At 66.9% G+C, this 15,065-nt stretch carries 14 protein-coding genes; 3 read left to right on the top strand and 11 right to left on the bottom strand.

The genetic code is table 11. The annotated features are described in order from the left end of the window. Nucleotides 1–45 precede the first annotated feature (45 nt). Genes BN4332_RS28650 through BN4332_RS28625 form a run of 6 tightly spaced genes read right to left on the bottom strand, consistent with a single transcriptional unit; the run spans nt 46 to nt 6,845 of the window. Nucleotides 46–1,548 (bottom strand): class I adenylate-forming enzyme family protein, encoded by a 1,503-nt coding sequence (locus BN4332_RS28650; RefSeq protein ID WP_066903025.1) that lies wholly within the window; start codon nt 1,546–1,548, stop codon nt 46–48. Then, on the bottom strand, nt 1,541–2,998 hold the full coding sequence (locus BN4332_RS28645; protein ID WP_066903023.1) for a class I adenylate-forming enzyme family protein: 1,458 nt from the start codon (nt 2,996–2,998) through the stop codon (nt 1,541–1,543). Before BN4332_RS28645 ends, BN4332_RS28650 begins: the two co-directional genes overlap by 8 nt. After that, entirely contained in the window at nt 2,991–4,436 is a 1,446-nt protein-coding gene (locus BN4332_RS28640) for a class I adenylate-forming enzyme family protein (RefSeq protein ID WP_066903021.1), read from the bottom strand. Before BN4332_RS28640 ends, BN4332_RS28645 begins: the two co-directional genes overlap by 8 nt. Next, entirely contained in the window at nt 4,436–5,209 is a 774-nt protein-coding gene (locus tag BN4332_RS28635; protein ID WP_066903019.1) for an enoyl-CoA hydratase/isomerase family protein, read from the bottom strand. The genes BN4332_RS28640 and BN4332_RS28635 overlap by 1 nt, the downstream gene beginning before the upstream one ends. A gap of 7 nt (nt 5,210–5,216) precedes the next feature. Next, nucleotides 5,217–6,017: an enoyl-CoA hydratase/isomerase family protein gene (locus tag BN4332_RS28630; protein ID WP_066903017.1), complete on the bottom strand. Its 801-nt coding sequence runs from the start codon at nt 6,015–6,017 to the stop codon at nt 5,217–5,219. A gap of 9 nt (nt 6,018–6,026) precedes the next feature. Next, nucleotides 6,027–6,845, bottom strand: a complete 819-nt coding sequence (locus BN4332_RS28625) for an enoyl-CoA hydratase/isomerase family protein (protein ID WP_066903015.1) — start codon at nt 6,843–6,845, stop codon at nt 6,027–6,029. 65 nt (nt 6,846–6,910) lie between these two features. On the opposite strand from BN4332_RS28625, the gene BN4332_RS28620 reads away from it, so the two are divergent. From BN4332_RS28620 to BN4332_RS28610, 3 genes are read left to right on the top strand one after another with little or no spacing between them, the layout of a single operon-like run. After that, complete coding sequence (locus BN4332_RS28620; RefSeq protein ID WP_066903013.1) at nt 6,911–7,672, top strand: FadR/GntR family transcriptional regulator; 762 nt, start codon at nt 6,911–6,913, stop codon at nt 7,670–7,672. Continuing rightward, nucleotides 7,662–8,564 (top strand): enoyl-CoA hydratase/isomerase family protein, encoded by a 903-nt coding sequence (locus BN4332_RS28615; RefSeq protein ID WP_066903011.1) that lies wholly within the window; start codon nt 7,662–7,664, stop codon nt 8,562–8,564. The genes BN4332_RS28620 and BN4332_RS28615 overlap by 11 nt, the downstream gene beginning before the upstream one ends. A 52-nt stretch (nt 8,565–8,616) precedes the next feature. Continuing rightward, a complete protein-coding gene (locus tag BN4332_RS28610) occupies nt 8,617–9,798 on the top strand; it encodes a thiolase family protein (RefSeq protein ID WP_066903009.1) in 1,182 nt (393 codons plus the stop codon). On the opposite strand, the gene BN4332_RS28605 is transcribed toward BN4332_RS28610, so the two are convergent. The 5 genes from BN4332_RS28605 to BN4332_RS28585 are packed head-to-tail and all read right to left on the bottom strand — an operon-like array spanning nt 9,795 to nt 14,960. Beyond that, nucleotides 9,795–10,619, bottom strand: a complete 825-nt coding sequence (locus BN4332_RS28605) for a MerR family transcriptional regulator (RefSeq protein WP_066903007.1) — start codon at nt 10,617–10,619, stop codon at nt 9,795–9,797. The two genes, BN4332_RS28610 and BN4332_RS28605, sit on opposite strands and share 4 nt — an antisense overlap. Nucleotides 10,620–10,628: 9 nt before the next feature. Then, complete coding sequence (locus BN4332_RS28600) at nt 10,629–12,122, bottom strand: flavin-containing monooxygenase (RefSeq protein ID WP_066903005.1); 1,494 nt, start codon at nt 12,120–12,122, stop codon at nt 10,629–10,631. Between the two features lie 17 nt (nt 12,123–12,139). Continuing rightward, nucleotides 12,140–13,060, bottom strand: coding sequence for a reductase (locus tag BN4332_RS28595; RefSeq protein WP_066903004.1), 921 nt, complete (start codon nt 13,058–13,060; stop codon nt 12,140–12,142). 50 nt (nt 13,061–13,110) lie between these two features. Beyond that, on the bottom strand, nt 13,111–13,968 hold the full coding sequence (locus tag BN4332_RS28590) for an SDR family NAD(P)-dependent oxidoreductase (RefSeq protein WP_096867177.1): 858 nt from the start codon (nt 13,966–13,968) through the stop codon (nt 13,111–13,113). Beyond that, nucleotides 13,968–14,960 carry an alpha/beta hydrolase gene (locus tag BN4332_RS28585; RefSeq protein WP_066903002.1) on the bottom strand — a complete coding sequence of 331 codons (993 nt, stop codon included), beginning with the start codon at nt 14,958–14,960 and terminating at the stop codon, nt 13,968–13,970. Before BN4332_RS28585 ends, BN4332_RS28590 begins: the two co-directional genes overlap by 1 nt. Nucleotides 14,961–15,065: the final 105 nt, after the last annotated feature.

Below are 15,065 nucleotides of genomic sequence, written 5' to 3'. Positions count from 1 at the left end.
CGTGGATCTTCGCAAAGCTGAGGGGGGCGACGACGGCCAGGTTATTCATTGCGACTCGGTTCGCCTCAACAGGTCCCGCACCGCGTCGGTGTCGACTTTCCCGGTGGGCCCGCGCGGGACGGCGTCCTCGCAGAGGATGAGCCACAGTGTTGGCACTTTGAACGAGCTGATGGCCGAATGAGTGTCGGTGCGCAGCGCCTCGACCGACAGCCCGTCACCCACCACTACCGCGCCGACCCGATTACACTGGCCGTCAGGGACATTGACCACATAGGCGGCGCGGACGCCGGAAACGGATCGCAGTGCTCGGGCCACTTCACTCGGATAGACCGTCGCGCCACGGACCTTGAACATGTCGTCGGATCTGCCGCGGTAGAACAGGTATCCGTCGGCGTCGAGATAGCCGAGGTCGCCGGTCGGGTAGTAGCCGTCGGCGGTGAAGACGTCCTCTCGGCTGCGCCGGCAGATGCCCCGCATCACGTGCGGGCCACGGATCTGGATCGCCCCGGTTTGGCCAGGGGGCACTGGCGCGCCGGTTTCGGTGTCGACGATGCGTACGTCCATGCCGTCGAACGGCTTACCGCAGCTGCCCCACACCGATTCGGGCATGTCGGTGTCCGCGCGGAATCCGCAGTACGGCCCGAAGGATTCGGTCATCCCCAACAGCGACGCACGTGCTCCGGGTCGCGACCGCATGTGGCCGGGCAGGAGCGCCTCGAGGCTTCCGGGCCGCAAGGCGCTGAGATTCGCGGTGCCGGCGTGCCGGGCCAGTGACTCGGCCTGCTCGGGCCAGCCTCGGAACAGCGTGACCTGCTCGCGCTCGAGCAACTCGAGTGTCGAATCGGGTCGGGGGATCGGCTCGGTGACCAGGGTGGCCCCGGCGAGCAGTGCCGAGAGGATGCCGGCGCCGAAGCCGCCCACCCAGAAGAACGGCATGGGCAGATAGAGCCGGGTGCTGGCGGAGATACAGCGCGCATCCAGTCCAGAACGCACCGCCCCCAGGCCATTTCGATGAGAATGGACAGTACCCTTGGGCGCTCCGCTGCTTCCCGAGGTGAACATGACCACCATCGGGTCGCTTTCGCGCACCCGGGCAGACAGCGCGTCGGCCATACCACGCGGTCCGGCGAAGGCCAGGACTTCGTCGGTGGACCACACGGTGCGCAGCGCGGGGAGACGGTCGCGTGCCACGGGGTAGCGACGACCGCGAAACTCCTCGACCGCAACGAGGAACTGCACCGAGGCCATCCGCAGCTGGTCCTCCAGCTCGGCGCGGCGCAAAAGCGTGCTCAACGGCACCAGCACCGCGCCGATCCGCATCAGTGCGATGGCAATCCGCACCCAGTCCACCCCGTTGGGCATGATGAGGCCGACCCGCGAGCCCTTGGTGACGCCCGCGGCGATGAGCCCGGCGGCCAGGGTGGCCGTGCCGGATTCGAGTTCGGCGTAGGACATCCGGACATCGGGGTCGATCACCATCGGTTTCGACGCGAGCGTCGCGGCCCGGTCGCGCACCACCGTGTCGACGGTGAGCGCGGCGTCAGGCATCGAACAGTCCTGCCAGTGCGGTGGTGTCGACCTTCCCACTCGACCGAACGGGTACGTCCTCCCGGGCCACAGTCGTAAACCGGTGTGGCACTTTGTAGGCCGACAATCGCAGTCGCAGGGCACGGCGTACGGCTTCTTCGTCGAAACCGGCCGGATCGTCGGTGACCACCACGGCGGCCACCACCTGTCCCCGCTCGGCGTCGGGCAGCCCGAGCACATGGGCCGAATAACCCAGTGCCGCCAGCGTCTGCTCGACCTCGCCGGGAGTGACGTTGGCGCCGGCGGTCTTGATCATCGCGCCGGCCCGGCCCAGAAAGTAGAAGTATCCGTCGTCGTCGACGCGGACCAGATCGCCGGTGTGAAACCAGCCGTCGGCGTCGAAGCAGTCCTCGCGGTTGCGCCCGTAGTAGCCCTGCATGACATACGGTCCGCGAACGCACAATTCGCCGGAGGTCAGCACCTTCGTCTCGAATCCGGATGCGGGCCTGCCGTAGCTGCCGCGCCGGTGCTCGGGCTGATCGTGCTCGTCCGTATCGATCAACACCACGCTGCCGGTTTCGGTCATGCCCAGCATGTTGTGCCGCAGCTCCGGGTCGGCGGGCCGGCAGTCGGGCGCCATGATCGGGTAGAGGTTGCCGCGCCGCGCCGTGAACTTCCGGCCGGGCAGGCTCGGGTGGCGAGTGAGGTGCGCGATTCCGGCGAGGAAACCGTTTGTGATGGTGGGCTTCTCGGCCTCGATCAGGTCGAGGGTGGCCTCGGCGTCGGTCGAGTTCGAACAGATCAGCGTGGCTCCGGCGGCCATCGTCGCCAGCAGCCCGAACGCGAACCCGCCGACCCAGAAGAACGGTGAATTGCAGAACAGCCGGTCGGTCGCGGTGAGCCCGCGAATCGCGTTCAGGTTGCGTTGATGTGCCAGCAACGCGCCGTGGGTGTGCACCACGCCCTTGGGCGCACCGGTGGACCCGGAGGTGTAGATGATGGCCAACACGTCGGATGCGTCGACGTCGGCCTGCAGAGCCGTCACCGGCTCCCGGTCCGGCTCGGTCGGTCCGGACGGTTCGAGCAGTACGTGACGCAGGCACGGCGCGTCGTTGACGACCTCTGACAGCCGTACCGCATAGTCGTGGTTGCGAAAGCCTTTGGCCGACAGCATGATTTCGACATCGGCGTCGAGCAGCTGGCTCCGCAACTCGGCGGTGGTGAGGAACGTCGAGAACGGCACCACGACGGCCCCGATTCTGGCCGCTGCCAGCATGGCCACCACGAAATCGGCGCCGTTGGGATAGAGCAGCCCGACGTGCGTGCCCTTCCCGGCACCGAGTGTCACGAGTTCCCCGGCCAGTCGTGCGGAGCGGAACTCGGCCTCGGCGTAGCTGATCCGCTCGTCGTCACAGATCAGCAGCGGGTGGTCGATACCCGCCCGTAGCAGGGCGGGGAGGGTGTCAGACACGGGAGAAGTACTCGCGAACGGCCCCCAGATCCGCCTTGCCCGACGGGGTACGTGGGATGGCGTCCACGATCGCGATCGTGGTGGGGATCTCATACCGGGCCAGCCGTCCGCGCAGGTGGTCGGCGAGCTCGGCGACCGGTGCCGAGGCGCGCAACTCGACCATTGCCACCGGAGTTTCACCGAGCCGGTCATCCGGCATGCCGATCACGGCCGCGCCGCGTACCGCGGGGTGGCTCTCCAGCGCCGTGCGGACATCGTCGGGCATCACCTTGAAACCCCCGCGGTTGATCGCCTGATCGGCGCGACCGACGATCCAGAGGAAGCCGTCGGCATCGATGCGGGCCAGGTCGGTGGTGCGTATCCAGTCGGCCTCGGCGTCGAACTGCGCCGGTTTGACCTCGAGCAGGCCCTGCTGGTCCGGAGGCAGGGGAGTGCCGTCCCCGTCGACGACCCGCAGCCGGGCTCCCGGATTGGCCCGACCCACGCTGCCGCGCTTGTCTTTCCAGTACTTGTCGTGGTCGGCCAGGGTCCAGCCCGCCACGCCGCCGCCGAACTCGGTGGCGGCGTACGAGGTGAGGACCGGGATGCCGAACTTCTCGGTGAACGCATCGGCGTCGTCGGCCGACAGCGGGGCGGTGCCGGAGGTGACCGCGCGGATGCCGGCCAGGTCGTCGCGGGTGAGGTCGGAATGCAGAACCATGCGCAGCGCGGCCGGGACCAGTGATACCGCGCGCGGTTGGTGCTCACGCACCGCGGCGGCCCAGCGCTGCAGGTCGAACCTGGGCAGCAGGACGAACGGCCGCGCCTCGGCAAGGCACAGCAGCACCCGGTACACGCCGCCGACGTGCACCAGCGGGGAGTTGACGATGGCCACGCCGCGGCGCAGTTCGGTTGGCGCCGGGGATTTCTCGGGGTCGGGCCCGATCACGCTGCGGGCCAGCATGTCGTAGGTGAGGTCGACCCGTTTGGGCGGTCCGGTGGTGCCGCTGGTCAGCATCCACACCGCCACCCCGGGCCGTCCGGTGTCCCGGGCCGGTCGAGCGGCGGCGGTCACCACGGGCGCGGTGTCGATGTCGCTGATCGTCACGGTTGTCGTCGAGGGGGAGGGGTCGGCCAGGGCGGCGATGTCGTCGGCCAGGCCGATGATCACCGGCAGCTCGAGGGCGGCGATGTCAGCGCGGGTGCGCTCGTCACCGCGGGACGGGTTGATCACGACGACGGTACCGCCGGCACCGAGCACGCCCAGCAGCGCCGCCACGTGGACGGGTTGGTTGCGCAGCATGATGCCGACGCGGGTGTCGGCGGACACCGCGCCGATGCGCCGGGCCAGCGCCGCGACCTGGCCCCAGGTGTGCCACCGACCGTCGTATTGAATGGCGTTCGCGGCCGGGTCCAGGTCGAAAACGTCGGTGATGCGGCGTGAAAGCGGGTGGGCCATCAGCGGATCCGCGGCGTCGTTCTGGGCAGGGGACGTGCGGCGAGTTCGGCCGTGGCGATCGGGTTGCCCAGCCGGGTGTAAATGAGTCCGTGATCCATCGCTGCGCGGTACGGCTTGTCGAGCGACTCCCAGATCGCCTTCACCGTGCCCTGCGTGGCGGTCGGTGGTTTGGCCGCGATGGCGGTGGCGATGGCGTGCGCGCGGTCCCACAGCTGGTCACGGGCCACCACCTCGGTGACCAGCCCGATGCGCAGCGCGGTCTCCGCGCCCACCCGCTCGTCGTTACCCATCAACGCCATCCGCAGGGTGTCGCCGAGTCCGATGCGGCGCATCAGGCCGATCGGCTCCAGCGCCGACACCAGCCCGGCGCTGACGTGAGAGTCGAAGAAGGTGGCGTCGTCGGAGCAGATCACCACGTCGGACTCGTTGACGAAGTACAGCGCCCCCGCGGTACACATGCCCTGCACCGCGCACACCACCGGCTTCCACATCTTCTGCCATTTGGGGCTGAGCAGCTCGCCGGGATCTTCGTGGTTCCAGACGATTTCGGGCTGCCCGTAGCTGGACTTCACATCGAGCCCGGCGCTGAAGGCACGGTCGCCCGCGGCGCGCAGCACCACGGCGTTGATGCCCTCGTCGGCTTTGACCGCGTGCCAGGTATCGCGCATTTCATGGCACATGGCGCGGTTGAAGGAGTTCAGCGCGTCGGGACGGTTCAGGGTGACGGTGGCGACGCGGGACTCGTGGTCGAAGTCGAGGATCAATGTCTCCATGATGCGATTACCGCGCCTGCCAGTTGGGCGGGCGCTTCTCGACGAACGCCCGTGGCCCCTCGAGCGCATCCTCGGTGCGGACCACTCGCTCGCGGAACGTCTCGGCCAGGATCTCGCCCTCGTGCAGCGGGAGGTCGAGGGTCTTGTGAATCGCCAGCCGGGTTCCCCGGACCGCCAGTGGGGCATTGAGGCACACCGTGTCGGCGATCTCGTGCGCGCGCTCGAGCAGCTTGTCGTGCTGGACGATCTCGGTGATCAGGCCGAGTTCGTAGGCGCGTTCGACGGTCATGCGCTCGTGCTTGCCCATCAATGCCATCCGCAGCGCCACCGACCGGGGTAGTGCACGGGCCAGGCGCACCATCTCGCGGGCGGCTACCAGGCCGATGCTCACGTGGGGGTCGAAGAACGTGGCCTTGTCGGAGGCGATCACGATGTCACCGGTGGTCACCCAGTCCAGCCCGGCGCCGCAGCAGATTCCGTTGATCGCCACCACCACCGGCTTGGCCATGGTGCGGAACGGCGGGGTGCCTTCCTGAGGAGCCTCCCATTGTTCGTAGGTGGACAGGTAAGGCCGTTCGTTGACGACCTTGCCATCGCCGGGGATCTCCTTGACATCGGCGCCGGTGCAGAATGCCCGGCCGGTGGCTGTGACGATCATCAGCCAGACGCTGTCGTCGTTCTCGGCCTCGGCATAGGCAGATCGCAACTCGGTGATCATGTGCGGTGACAGCGCGTTGAGTGCATCCGGGCGATTGAGCGTGATGGTCGCCTTGTGCCCGTCAACCTCGTATTTGATGGTGTCGTACATGGATACCTTTCATCGGCCCCGGAAGTCAGGGTCGCGGCGGTCGCGGAACGCCGCCAGTCCCTCTTTGAAATCGGCAGTGCGGCAGGAGAGTTCCAGATTGGACAGTTCCTGGTTCATGGACTGGGTCAGCGTGGCGTGCTGGCCGTAGGCGATGGCCTGTTTGGCCAGCCCGATCGCGACGGTGGGGCCGGCGGCCAGGCGGGCCAACAGGTCGGCCTCGGCCGCGTCGATCTGGTCGGCCGGGACGGCGTCGTGGATCAACCCCCAGTCGGCGGCGTCGGCACCGCTGACCTTCTCACCGAGCAGCAGCATGCGCTTGGCCCGGGCCACCCCGGCCAGCCGCGGGAGCAGCCAGGTGGCCCCCGAGTCCGGGGTGAACCCACGGCTCATGAACGGCTCCCAGAACGTCGCGCCGGCGTCGGCGATCGTGAAGTCGGCGGCCAGCGCCAGGTTGCAGCCCAATCCGACCGCCCAGCCTCGGACTACGCACACCACCGGAAGCTGGATGGTGGCGACCAGCTCGATGACCCGGTGCGCGGTGTGCGGAATGCGGCGGACCAGGTCGCCGGTGCGTGGCCGCGCACCGGCGTCGTTGGTGGCGACCCAGTCAGCCCCGGTGCAGAAGTCGGCGCCTGCGCCGGTGATGGCGATCGCCCGCAGGGAGTCGTCGTACGCGGCTGCGGAGAGCGCGGCGACCAGATCGTCGATCATGTTATGGCTCAACGAGTTACGTCGCCTGGGACGGTCGAGGGTGATGCGCAGGACGGAGTCCGTGCGGAACGTGGTCACCGAACCGTCACTCACCCCAGCCAGCCTTTCCTGAGCCATACAGTTGCCCATACAGTAGGCGATGCGGTTACTATCTTGTACAAGTTAGCAAGGAAAGGCCATCGATGGAAGGTCGCGCACGGCGCATCCGGCAACCCCGTGTTGCCGAGATCGTCGCGGCCCAGCTACGCGATGACATCCTGTCCGGGCGGCTGCGTGCCGGCGACGTCCTGCCCACCCAGGAGAGCCTCTTCCAGGAATTCGGGGTCAGCCCACCGGCATTGCGTGAGGCCATTCACCTGTTGGAGACCGACGGGCTGATCTCTGTGCGGCGCGGCAACATCGGCGGGGCCGTCGTGCGCCTGCCGTCGCCGGAACGCACCGCCCACACGATCAGCATGGTGCTGCAGACCCGGGCGGCCACCCCGGCCGACGTCAGCGGAGCACTGTTGCACCTCGAACCGATCTGCGCGGGTATGTGTGCCGCCCGCGCCGACCGGGCCACCGAAGTGGTCCCCCATCTGCAGGCCGAGATCGACACCCAGACAGCGCAGTTCGACGATGCCTCGCGGTACGTTCCCAACGCCCGCCGGTTCCACGAGGTGCTGGTGGCGCGGTGCGGCAACGAGCCGATGATTCTCTTGATCGGCTCGTTGGAGCTGATCTGGTCGGCGCACGAATCAGGCGTGTGGGGCGACGACGTGAACCAGAAGACGATGCGGGCCGCACTGCGCGACCACCAGCGACTGCTCGACGCCATCGCCGACGGTGACTCGGCGCGGGCCACCAGGCTCGCCGCCGATCATCTGACCGCGGCCCGGCACACCACCCTGGCGGCCGGGGCCGACAAAACCATTGAAGCGAGGTTGATTTCGCATGACCGATGACCGGGTGCGCTATGAGGTCGACGCGGACAACCGCATCGCCACCATCACGCTGAACAATCCGAAACAGCGCAATTCTTACGACGCGGAGATGCGTGACGAGATCGCCCGCTACCTCGATATCGTGGCCGACGACGACGACCTCACCGTGGTGCTGCTGCGTGGCGCCGAGGGTGTGTTCAGCACGGGCGCGGACATGAACAACGCCTACGGGTGGTACGGCGATGAGCGCTTGCGCGAAGAGCAGAAGGCTGGAGCGAGGGGTCCTTCCGGCCAGAAGAAGTCACGCCCCAGTCAACGTCGCCGACTCACGGTGGACCGCAAGTCTTTTGGCTTCTATCACAACTTCATGGGCTTCCCGAAGGTTACGGTGGGGGAGATCAACGGCTACGCGCTGGGCGGTGGCTTCGAGATGGCGTTGATGACCGACATCTCGGTGATCGCCCGCGACACCAAGATCGGCATGCCCGCCACCAGGTTCCTCGGCCCGGCGCTGGGCAGCCTGCACATGTTCTTTCACCGCCTCGGCCCGGTGCTGGCGCGGCGGATGCTGCTCACCGGCGACATCATCGAGGCCGGCTCCGTCGAGCACCTCGGTATCTTCACCGACACCTGTGATGCCGATCAGGTAACGGCGCGGGCGCGCTACTGGGCGACCAAGGCGGCGAAGATGCCCGCCGATGGCGTCGTCATCGCCAAGGAGGCGTTCCGGCTCGTCGAGCAGAGCCAGGCATATCAGGGGGAAGAGGTGGCCAGCTACCTCTTTCATGCCTACGGCACCAACCTGCAGTTCTCGCCCGGTGAGTTCAACTTCGTCAAGGCCCGGGCCCAGCACGGCACCAAAGAGGCATTCCGGCTGCGTGACGAGCATTTCCACGTCCAGGAACCACACTGATCCGGTCTCCTGGTACGTTTACAGAAGTATTCGATATCGTAAAGGTGGAACTATGGCAACTCCCGTCATCGTGGGCGCCGCCCGTACGGCGATCGGCCGGTCCTTCAAGGGCACGCTGGTCAACACCCCGCCGGAAACCCTGATCACCACGGTCCTGCCCGAGGTCGTCCGGCGTGCCGGCATCGCACCGGAGGCCATCGACGACCTGATCTTCGCCGAATCCAACTACGGCGGTGGCGATATCGCCCGGTATGCCGCGGACGCCCTCGGCTGGGAGTCGGTGCCCGGCCAGTCCGTCAACCGGCACTGTGCCGGCAGCCTGACCGCCATCGGCAATGCGTCGGCCCAGATCGGTTCCGGGATGGAGCGCGTGCTGGTGGCCGGCGGGGTGCAGTCGCTGTCCTCCTCTCCGCTGATGAAATGGCGGGTGCCCGGGTTCGGCCCCGAGATCGAGTTCATCGAGCCGTGGATGACGCCTACCCACGTCGAGACCCCGGACGCTCCGATGCGCGACATGTCGATCACCGTCGGCTGGAACACCGCGCAGGCGGCCGGCATCACCCGCGAAGAGATGGACGCCTGGGCCGCACGGTCGCACCAGCGGGCCGTCGCCGCCATCGACGCGGGCAAGTTCCTCGACGAGATCGTGCCGCTGAAGGTCAACCAGCCCGACGGGTCGGTCACCGAGTTCAGTATCGACGAGCATCCGCGCCGCGGCACCACGGCCGAGAAGCTCGCCGAACTCAAGGTTCTGCATCCCGAGATCGACGGGTTCTCCATCACCGCGGGCAACAGCAGTGGCACCAACGACGCGGCCGCTGCTGTCGCGTTGGTCGCCGACGACTATGCCTCCGCCGAGAACCTCGACGTGCTCGCCACCGTGAAGGCGTGGGCCGCTGTCGGCGTTCCGGCCCGCGACACGGGTCTGGGCGGCGTCGAGGTCATCGGCAAGGTCCTGGACCGCGCCGGGCTCAAGCCGTCCGATGTGGCGCTGTGGGAGATCAACGAGGCATTCGCCTCGGTGCCGATCGCCGCGGTGCGCAAGTACGAGATCGACGAGGAGTCGGTGAACTTCTCCGGCAGCGGCTGCAGCCTCGGCCATCCGATCGCCGCGTCCGGTGCCCGCATGGTCACCACGCTGGTCTACGAACTGCGGCGTCGCGGCGGTGGTATCGGGGTCGCCGCGATGTGCGCCGGCGGTGGACAGGGCGGCGCGGTCGTCATCGAGGTCTAGCCGGTTCGGCGAGAGCCGCGGTGGGGGCCATCGGCTGTGGTCTCCCCATCGGGCTCACGTTCGGCTGCCGGGCCGGCCTCGGTTTTGCCCGCTGCCTGGTATTCCTGCAGCTCGGCGCGGACAGCTTCGTCGAACGCCCGGTCCAGGCTGGCGTGGGCAAGTCGCCTGGCCGCCCGCCGCATGGTGTTGACCAGGTCTGCCGCCCAGGCGAGTTCGGCGTCGTTGCTCGGCAGCCATCCCGGCCCCCGCTGTCGCACCACCTCGCTGTGGCCGCCGCGCGTCATCTCACGAGCGGCGGCGTCGAGCTTCTTGTCCACGGCGGCACTCGTTTTCAGAATGAGGGCGAGTGGCATCCCGCGGGCGACGAGGGTGGCGAAGTCGTCGATGAGGCGCACATCGGTGACCGCGTAGCTGTCCGCGTCGTCGGTCGGCGCGATCACGCCTTGGGTGGTGAGCCGGCGCACCATCGATGCGTCGAGCTTGCCGAGTCGTTCCTCGAGCTCATCGAGCGACATGGTGCGTGGTTCCGGATGTGACCACGGTGCGGTGACCAGTTCCTCGAGATCCGACAGGTCCAGGACGTCCACGAGGTTCTCGCCGGGTTGCAGACCGGTGAGGAACTTCATGATGTGCTTGAGCGTGAAGCCCTCACCGAGCAACCGGGTGATCGCGCGCAGTTGGCGAAGGTGCCGGTCGGTGTAGATCGCCACCCGGCCCCGGCGCTGGGGCCGGGGCAGCAGTCCGTTGTCCTGGTAGACGCGCACGTTCCGGGTTGTTGTCCCCGCCTCCCGAGCGAGGTCGTCAATCCGGTACTCGGTCACGACCAAATCCTATCCGGTGAGGACGGGATCGCCGCTGGTCTGCGCGACGGTGATCTTGTAGTCCTCCAGGTTCACGGCCTTGAGCTGGTTGACGTACTGGGTGGCGAACCCGGGATACATGGTTGCGTTGAACCCGTCGTCGGTCAGGTACCAGCTCTGGCAACCGGAGTTCCAGGTCGTGGCCTTCAGCCGCCGCTGGATGTCCGTGTTGTAGCGATCCTGGGCGTCCGGCCGGACGTCCAACGATTTCCAGCCGTACCGCAGCAGGGTCGAGATCGTCTCGACGATGTAGTTGATCTGAGCTTCCATGTACACCAACGCCGAGCTGTGGCCGGGGCCGGAGTTCGGGCCGAAGGTGAAGTACAGATTGGGATAGCCGGATACCGCAACGCTGCGGTACGCGTAGGCGCCGCGGCTCCATTCGGCGGCCAGCTCACGGCCGTCGACACCGGTGATCGGAAATGGCGTGCCTGCCTTGGAGACGTCGAATCCGGTGGCGAACACGATGCAGTCGAATTGATGCTCGATACCCTCGACGGTGCGAATTCCGTTGGGGGACAGCCGGGCGATGGGCCAGGTCACCAGCTTGCAGTTGTCGGCCTGCAGGGCGGGGTAGTACTCGCTCGTCATCAACAGCCGCTTGCAACCGGCGGAGAAGTCCGGCGTCAGCTGACGCCGCAACCACGGATCCTTCACCTGCAAACGGAGGTTGGCCGTGCTGACCGCCTCGACGACCCGGGTGAACGGGCTGTCCCAGACCACGCCGAGGGCGACCGACTCGTGACCCCAGTACCACGCGTTGCGCATGAGGGTCTGGGTCACCGGGAGGGTGCGGTACAGGCGTTTGAGCCAGCCACTCGTCGCAGTGTTGACGCGCGGCAGCACCCAGCCTGGGGTGCGCTGAAAGACCTTGACGGACTTCGCCGTCTTGACCAGTTCCGGGATGATCTGCACGCCGCTGGCGCCGGTCCCGATGACCGCGACCCGCTTACCCGCGAAGTCGTAGTCGTGGTCCCATCGGGCGCTGTGAATCTTGTGGCCTTCGTAGGTGTCGATCCCGGGGAGGTCCGGAAAACTGGCGTTGGACAGCGGGCCGGACGCGACGATCACCGTTCGGGCCTGTACCGGCTCCCGGCCTTCGAGGTCGACGGTCCATTCGCCGGCGACCGCGTCGTAGGAGACCGCGGTGACGTTGTGTTCGAACCGGATCTTCGGTGCGATACCGGACGATTCGACCATGCCGTCGATATATTCGAGGATCTCGGCGCTGCCCGAGTAGGTGTGCGACCAGTCCGGATTGGGTGCGAAGCTGTAGGAGTACAGGCGGGACGGGATATCGCAGGCGGCGCCGGGATACGTGTTGTCGCGCCAGGTTCCACCGACCCGTGAATCGCGCTCGAAGATCACGAAGTCGGTGATGCCCTCGGCTTGGAGCCGGATGGCCGCGCCGATGCCGGCGAATCCGGCGCCGATGATGGCAACAGACGTGGAAGAAGAAGCCATGGTGTCGATCGATCCCCTCAGGCGACGGGCTCGTAGGTCAGTTCCTGCGACCAGGTCGGGGTGTTCTCCACCATGGCCATCGGAATCGCGCCGGTGATCTTGACCAGCGAATCGGCCAGCCAGTGGTACTTGGAGGTCCGATCGATCACCTTGCGGCTCTGCCACGAGATGATCCGGTACATCGGCAGTCGGCGGGCGAATTCACTTCGCTCGCCGACACTTTGGAAGCGGCGCATCGCCTGGTACAGCCGGTCCTCCTTCACGCCCATCTCCACGATGTTGTCGCGCATCTTGTTGAGCAGCGGGAAGTAGCTGAGCACGCCGATCAGGAAGGTGGGTTTGATCCAGCCGCCGACGAGTTCGATGAGCAGTTTGCGCATGTCGGCATGTCCCAGGATGTCCATCACCTCGAAGTCGACGGCCAGATGGCGAGACTCGTCGGAGTTGATCCGCTTGAACACCTCCTGTGCCACCGGGTCTTTGACCTCGTCGGTGATGAACTTGATGAGTGCGCCGTCCAGGGCCACTTCGAGCATGGGGATGACGGTGCCCAGGAAGGTGAGACCCATTCCGTCGGAATGCTTGTCGAGCCAGTTGATGACCAGCTGGACATTGACGTTCGGCGCCGGGATCTCGTCGTTCTCCAGCATGCCCCACCTGCGCATCAGCGCGAGCTCGGCGTTGGCGTGCTTCTGTTCTTCGGCATGGAAGTGCTCGTAGATGCTCTTGAGGGTCGGATTCGGCGCCTTCTTGGCCAGCGCGGCGAACCCGCGGGCGCCGACGTTCTCGATCCACATCAGGTCGGTCATGAACGGTTTCAGTTTGGCGTGCAGTTCGGGGTCGATCAGCTCGGCGCCCGGTGCGTCCCAGTCGATGTCGACCAAGGCCCACTGCCGGTCCTTGATCATCTGGAGCATGTTGTCGAGATCCATCGCCATGTTGCGTCCTTTCGCGGAATGCGGTCGGAATTCTGGTTTTCGGGCCGGCTTCAGTCTTTGGGGAGAACCCGGCCGAGCAGTCCGGCCCCACGGACATAGAGGCCGGGGAAGTGCCGTTTCAGGTGCCAGATGACGGTGGCATCGACCTGGGGCACCACATACAACCGGCCGTTGTCATGCGCGTCCAGGGTGCGCGCGGCGACATTGTCCGGGGACAGCCCGGTCCACCGGGCGAGCTGCTGGCTCAGGTTCATCGAACCGGGGGTGATGCGGCCGTCCTGAAACACATTGGTCTTGACGAAGGTGGGGCACAGCACCGTCACGGCGACGCCGGCTCCGGCGAGCTCGGCGGCCAGTGTCTCCGACAACGACATCACCCCCGCCTTCGAGACGTTGTACGGTCCCATCGACGGTGCGGCGGCGAATCCCGCGGCCGACGCGACGTTGATGATCCCGCCCCGGCCGGCTTCGCGCAGGATCGGGGTGAAGACCTCGCAGCCGTACACCACACCCCACAGATTGATCCCGAGCGCCCAATCCCAGTCGTCGAAACCGATTGCGCCGATGGGTTTGCCGCCGACACCGACGCCGGCGTTGTTGATCACCAGGGTCGGCGGCCCGCCGAAGACGTCGTTGGCCTGCTTGGCCAGTAGTTCGACGGCACTGCGATCGGAGACATCGCAGACCACGGCGTGGCCGTTGCCGGTGGGCAGGTGGTCGATCAGGTCGACCGTCTCGTCGGCCCGGTCCGGATTGATGTCGACACAGATGACCTCGCCACCCCTGCGGGCGAGCTCAAGGGCGAACGAGCGTCCGATTCCGCTCCCCGCGCCGGTGACCACCGCCTTGGCGTTGGTGCTACGCCGGTCTCCACGGAACATGTTGAGCAGCAGGTCGATTCCGAACATCAGCACACCTTCGCCTGGTTATCGGTCCGGTCGTCCGCCAGTGCGGAGCACAGGAAACGTGACGCCCGGCGCAGTGCCGGCTCGGCTTCCGGCGCCAGTCGTGGCAGCGCCTGGAACACGTGCACCATGCCCGGCCAGATTTCGAGGACGCTCGCCCCTCCCGCCCGGCGTATCTCGGCATCGAGATACCGGGCGTCCGCGCTGAGCATCTCGAACTCGCCGGCCTGAATCAGCATGGGCGGCAGACGACCCGCATGCTGGAAGTCGAGACGCAGCCGTGGGTGGTCGGGCTCCTGCCCGGCGGTGTAGAGCCCGACCAGGCGGCGTGCGGCCGTCGCCGACATCGCCGGATCACGTCGGACCACCTGTTGTTGTTCAGCCAGGCGCAAGGTGAGATCCACGAGCGGTGAGAAGAGCGCGACCGCCGCGGGCCGGAACATCGGCTCGTCGAGGTTCGAGAGCAGCATGTCACAGGCCAGATGACCGCCTGCAGAATCCGCGGCGATCACGATGCGAGACGGTGCGTAGCCTTCGGACTGCAACCAGCGGTATCCGGCCTCCACGTCTTCGGCGGCAGCCGGGAACCGGTGTTCGGGCGCCAGGCGGTAGTCGACCGAGAAGAACGGCATACCCGTGGCCTCGGACAACCGCGCCACCAATTTGCGGTGCGTGCGTGCCGAACAGATGACATAGGCGCTGCCATGGATGTAGTAGCCGGCCCGCGTCCCGAATGTCGCGCCGGGTCCGAGCACCCATTCACCACGAACGCCGGGACGGTTGACCGGAATGACCCGGGTGCCGTCGGGCATCGAGCCCAAAGTCCCCATGATCGCGGCGATCAATCCGCGGGAGAACCGAACCCCCGGTTGGTTCATCGGGATGACACCGGTGAGGCAGCCCAATGTCCAGCGGGTGGCGGCGGCCGCCACGACGGAGCGCACGGAACGCTCGATGGGCACAGCCGGCAGGTCTGGTGCGGCAACTGCGGTCACATCAATTACGTCATCACGAACTGTTACATTTGTCAATGTAACGATAGGAAATGGAGCGACCCGCCGAGTGGGTCCGCGCATCATGGGCGAATGCGCGACCGCCAC

The sequence above is a fragment of the Mycolicibacterium houstonense genome (assembly GCF_900078665.2).
In the GTDB taxonomy this organism is placed as follows: Bacteria; Actinomycetota; Actinomycetes; order Mycobacteriales; family Mycobacteriaceae; genus Mycobacterium; species Mycobacterium houstonense.
This window is presented reverse-complemented; position numbering and strand designations above follow the sequence as displayed.

Bases quoted from the DNA above. Each gene is read 5' to 3' on its own strand.
- BN4332_RS28620 (WP_066903013.1), top strand. From the start codon at position 6,911: ATGGAAGGTCGCGCACGGCGCATCCGGCAACCCCGTGTTGCCGAGATC.
- BN4332_RS28650 (WP_066903025.1), bottom strand. From the start codon at position 1,548: ATGCCTGACGCCGCGCTCACCGTCGACACGGTGGTGCGCGACCGGGCC.
- BN4332_RS28635 (WP_066903019.1), bottom strand. From the start codon at position 5,209: ATGGAGACATTGATCCTCGACTTCGACCACGAGTCCCGCGTCGCCACC.
- BN4332_RS28595 (WP_066903004.1), bottom strand. From the start codon at position 13,060: ATGGCGATGGATCTCGACAACATGCTCCAGATGATCAAGGACCGGCAG.
- BN4332_RS28600 (WP_066903005.1), bottom strand. From the start codon at position 12,122: ATGGCTTCTTCTTCCACGTCTGTTGCCATCATCGGCGCCGGATTCGCC.
- BN4332_RS28630 (WP_066903017.1), bottom strand. From the start codon at position 6,017: ATGTACGACACCATCAAATACGAGGTTGACGGGCACAAGGCGACCATC.
- BN4332_RS28640 (WP_066903021.1), bottom strand. From the start codon at position 4,436: ATGGCCCACCCGCTTTCACGCCGCATCACCGACGTTTTCGACCTGGAC.
- BN4332_RS28610 (WP_066903009.1), top strand. From the start codon at position 8,617: ATGGCAACTCCCGTCATCGTGGGCGCCGCCCGTACGGCGATCGGCCGG.
- BN4332_RS28590 (WP_096867177.1), bottom strand. From the start codon at position 13,968: ATGTTCGGAATCGACCTGCTGCTCAACATGTTCCGTGGAGACCGGCGT.
- BN4332_RS28615 (WP_066903011.1), top strand. From the start codon at position 7,662: ATGACCGATGACCGGGTGCGCTATGAGGTCGACGCGGACAACCGCATC.
- BN4332_RS28625 (WP_066903015.1), bottom strand. From the start codon at position 6,845: ATGGCTCAGGAAAGGCTGGCTGGGGTGAGTGACGGTTCGGTGACCACG.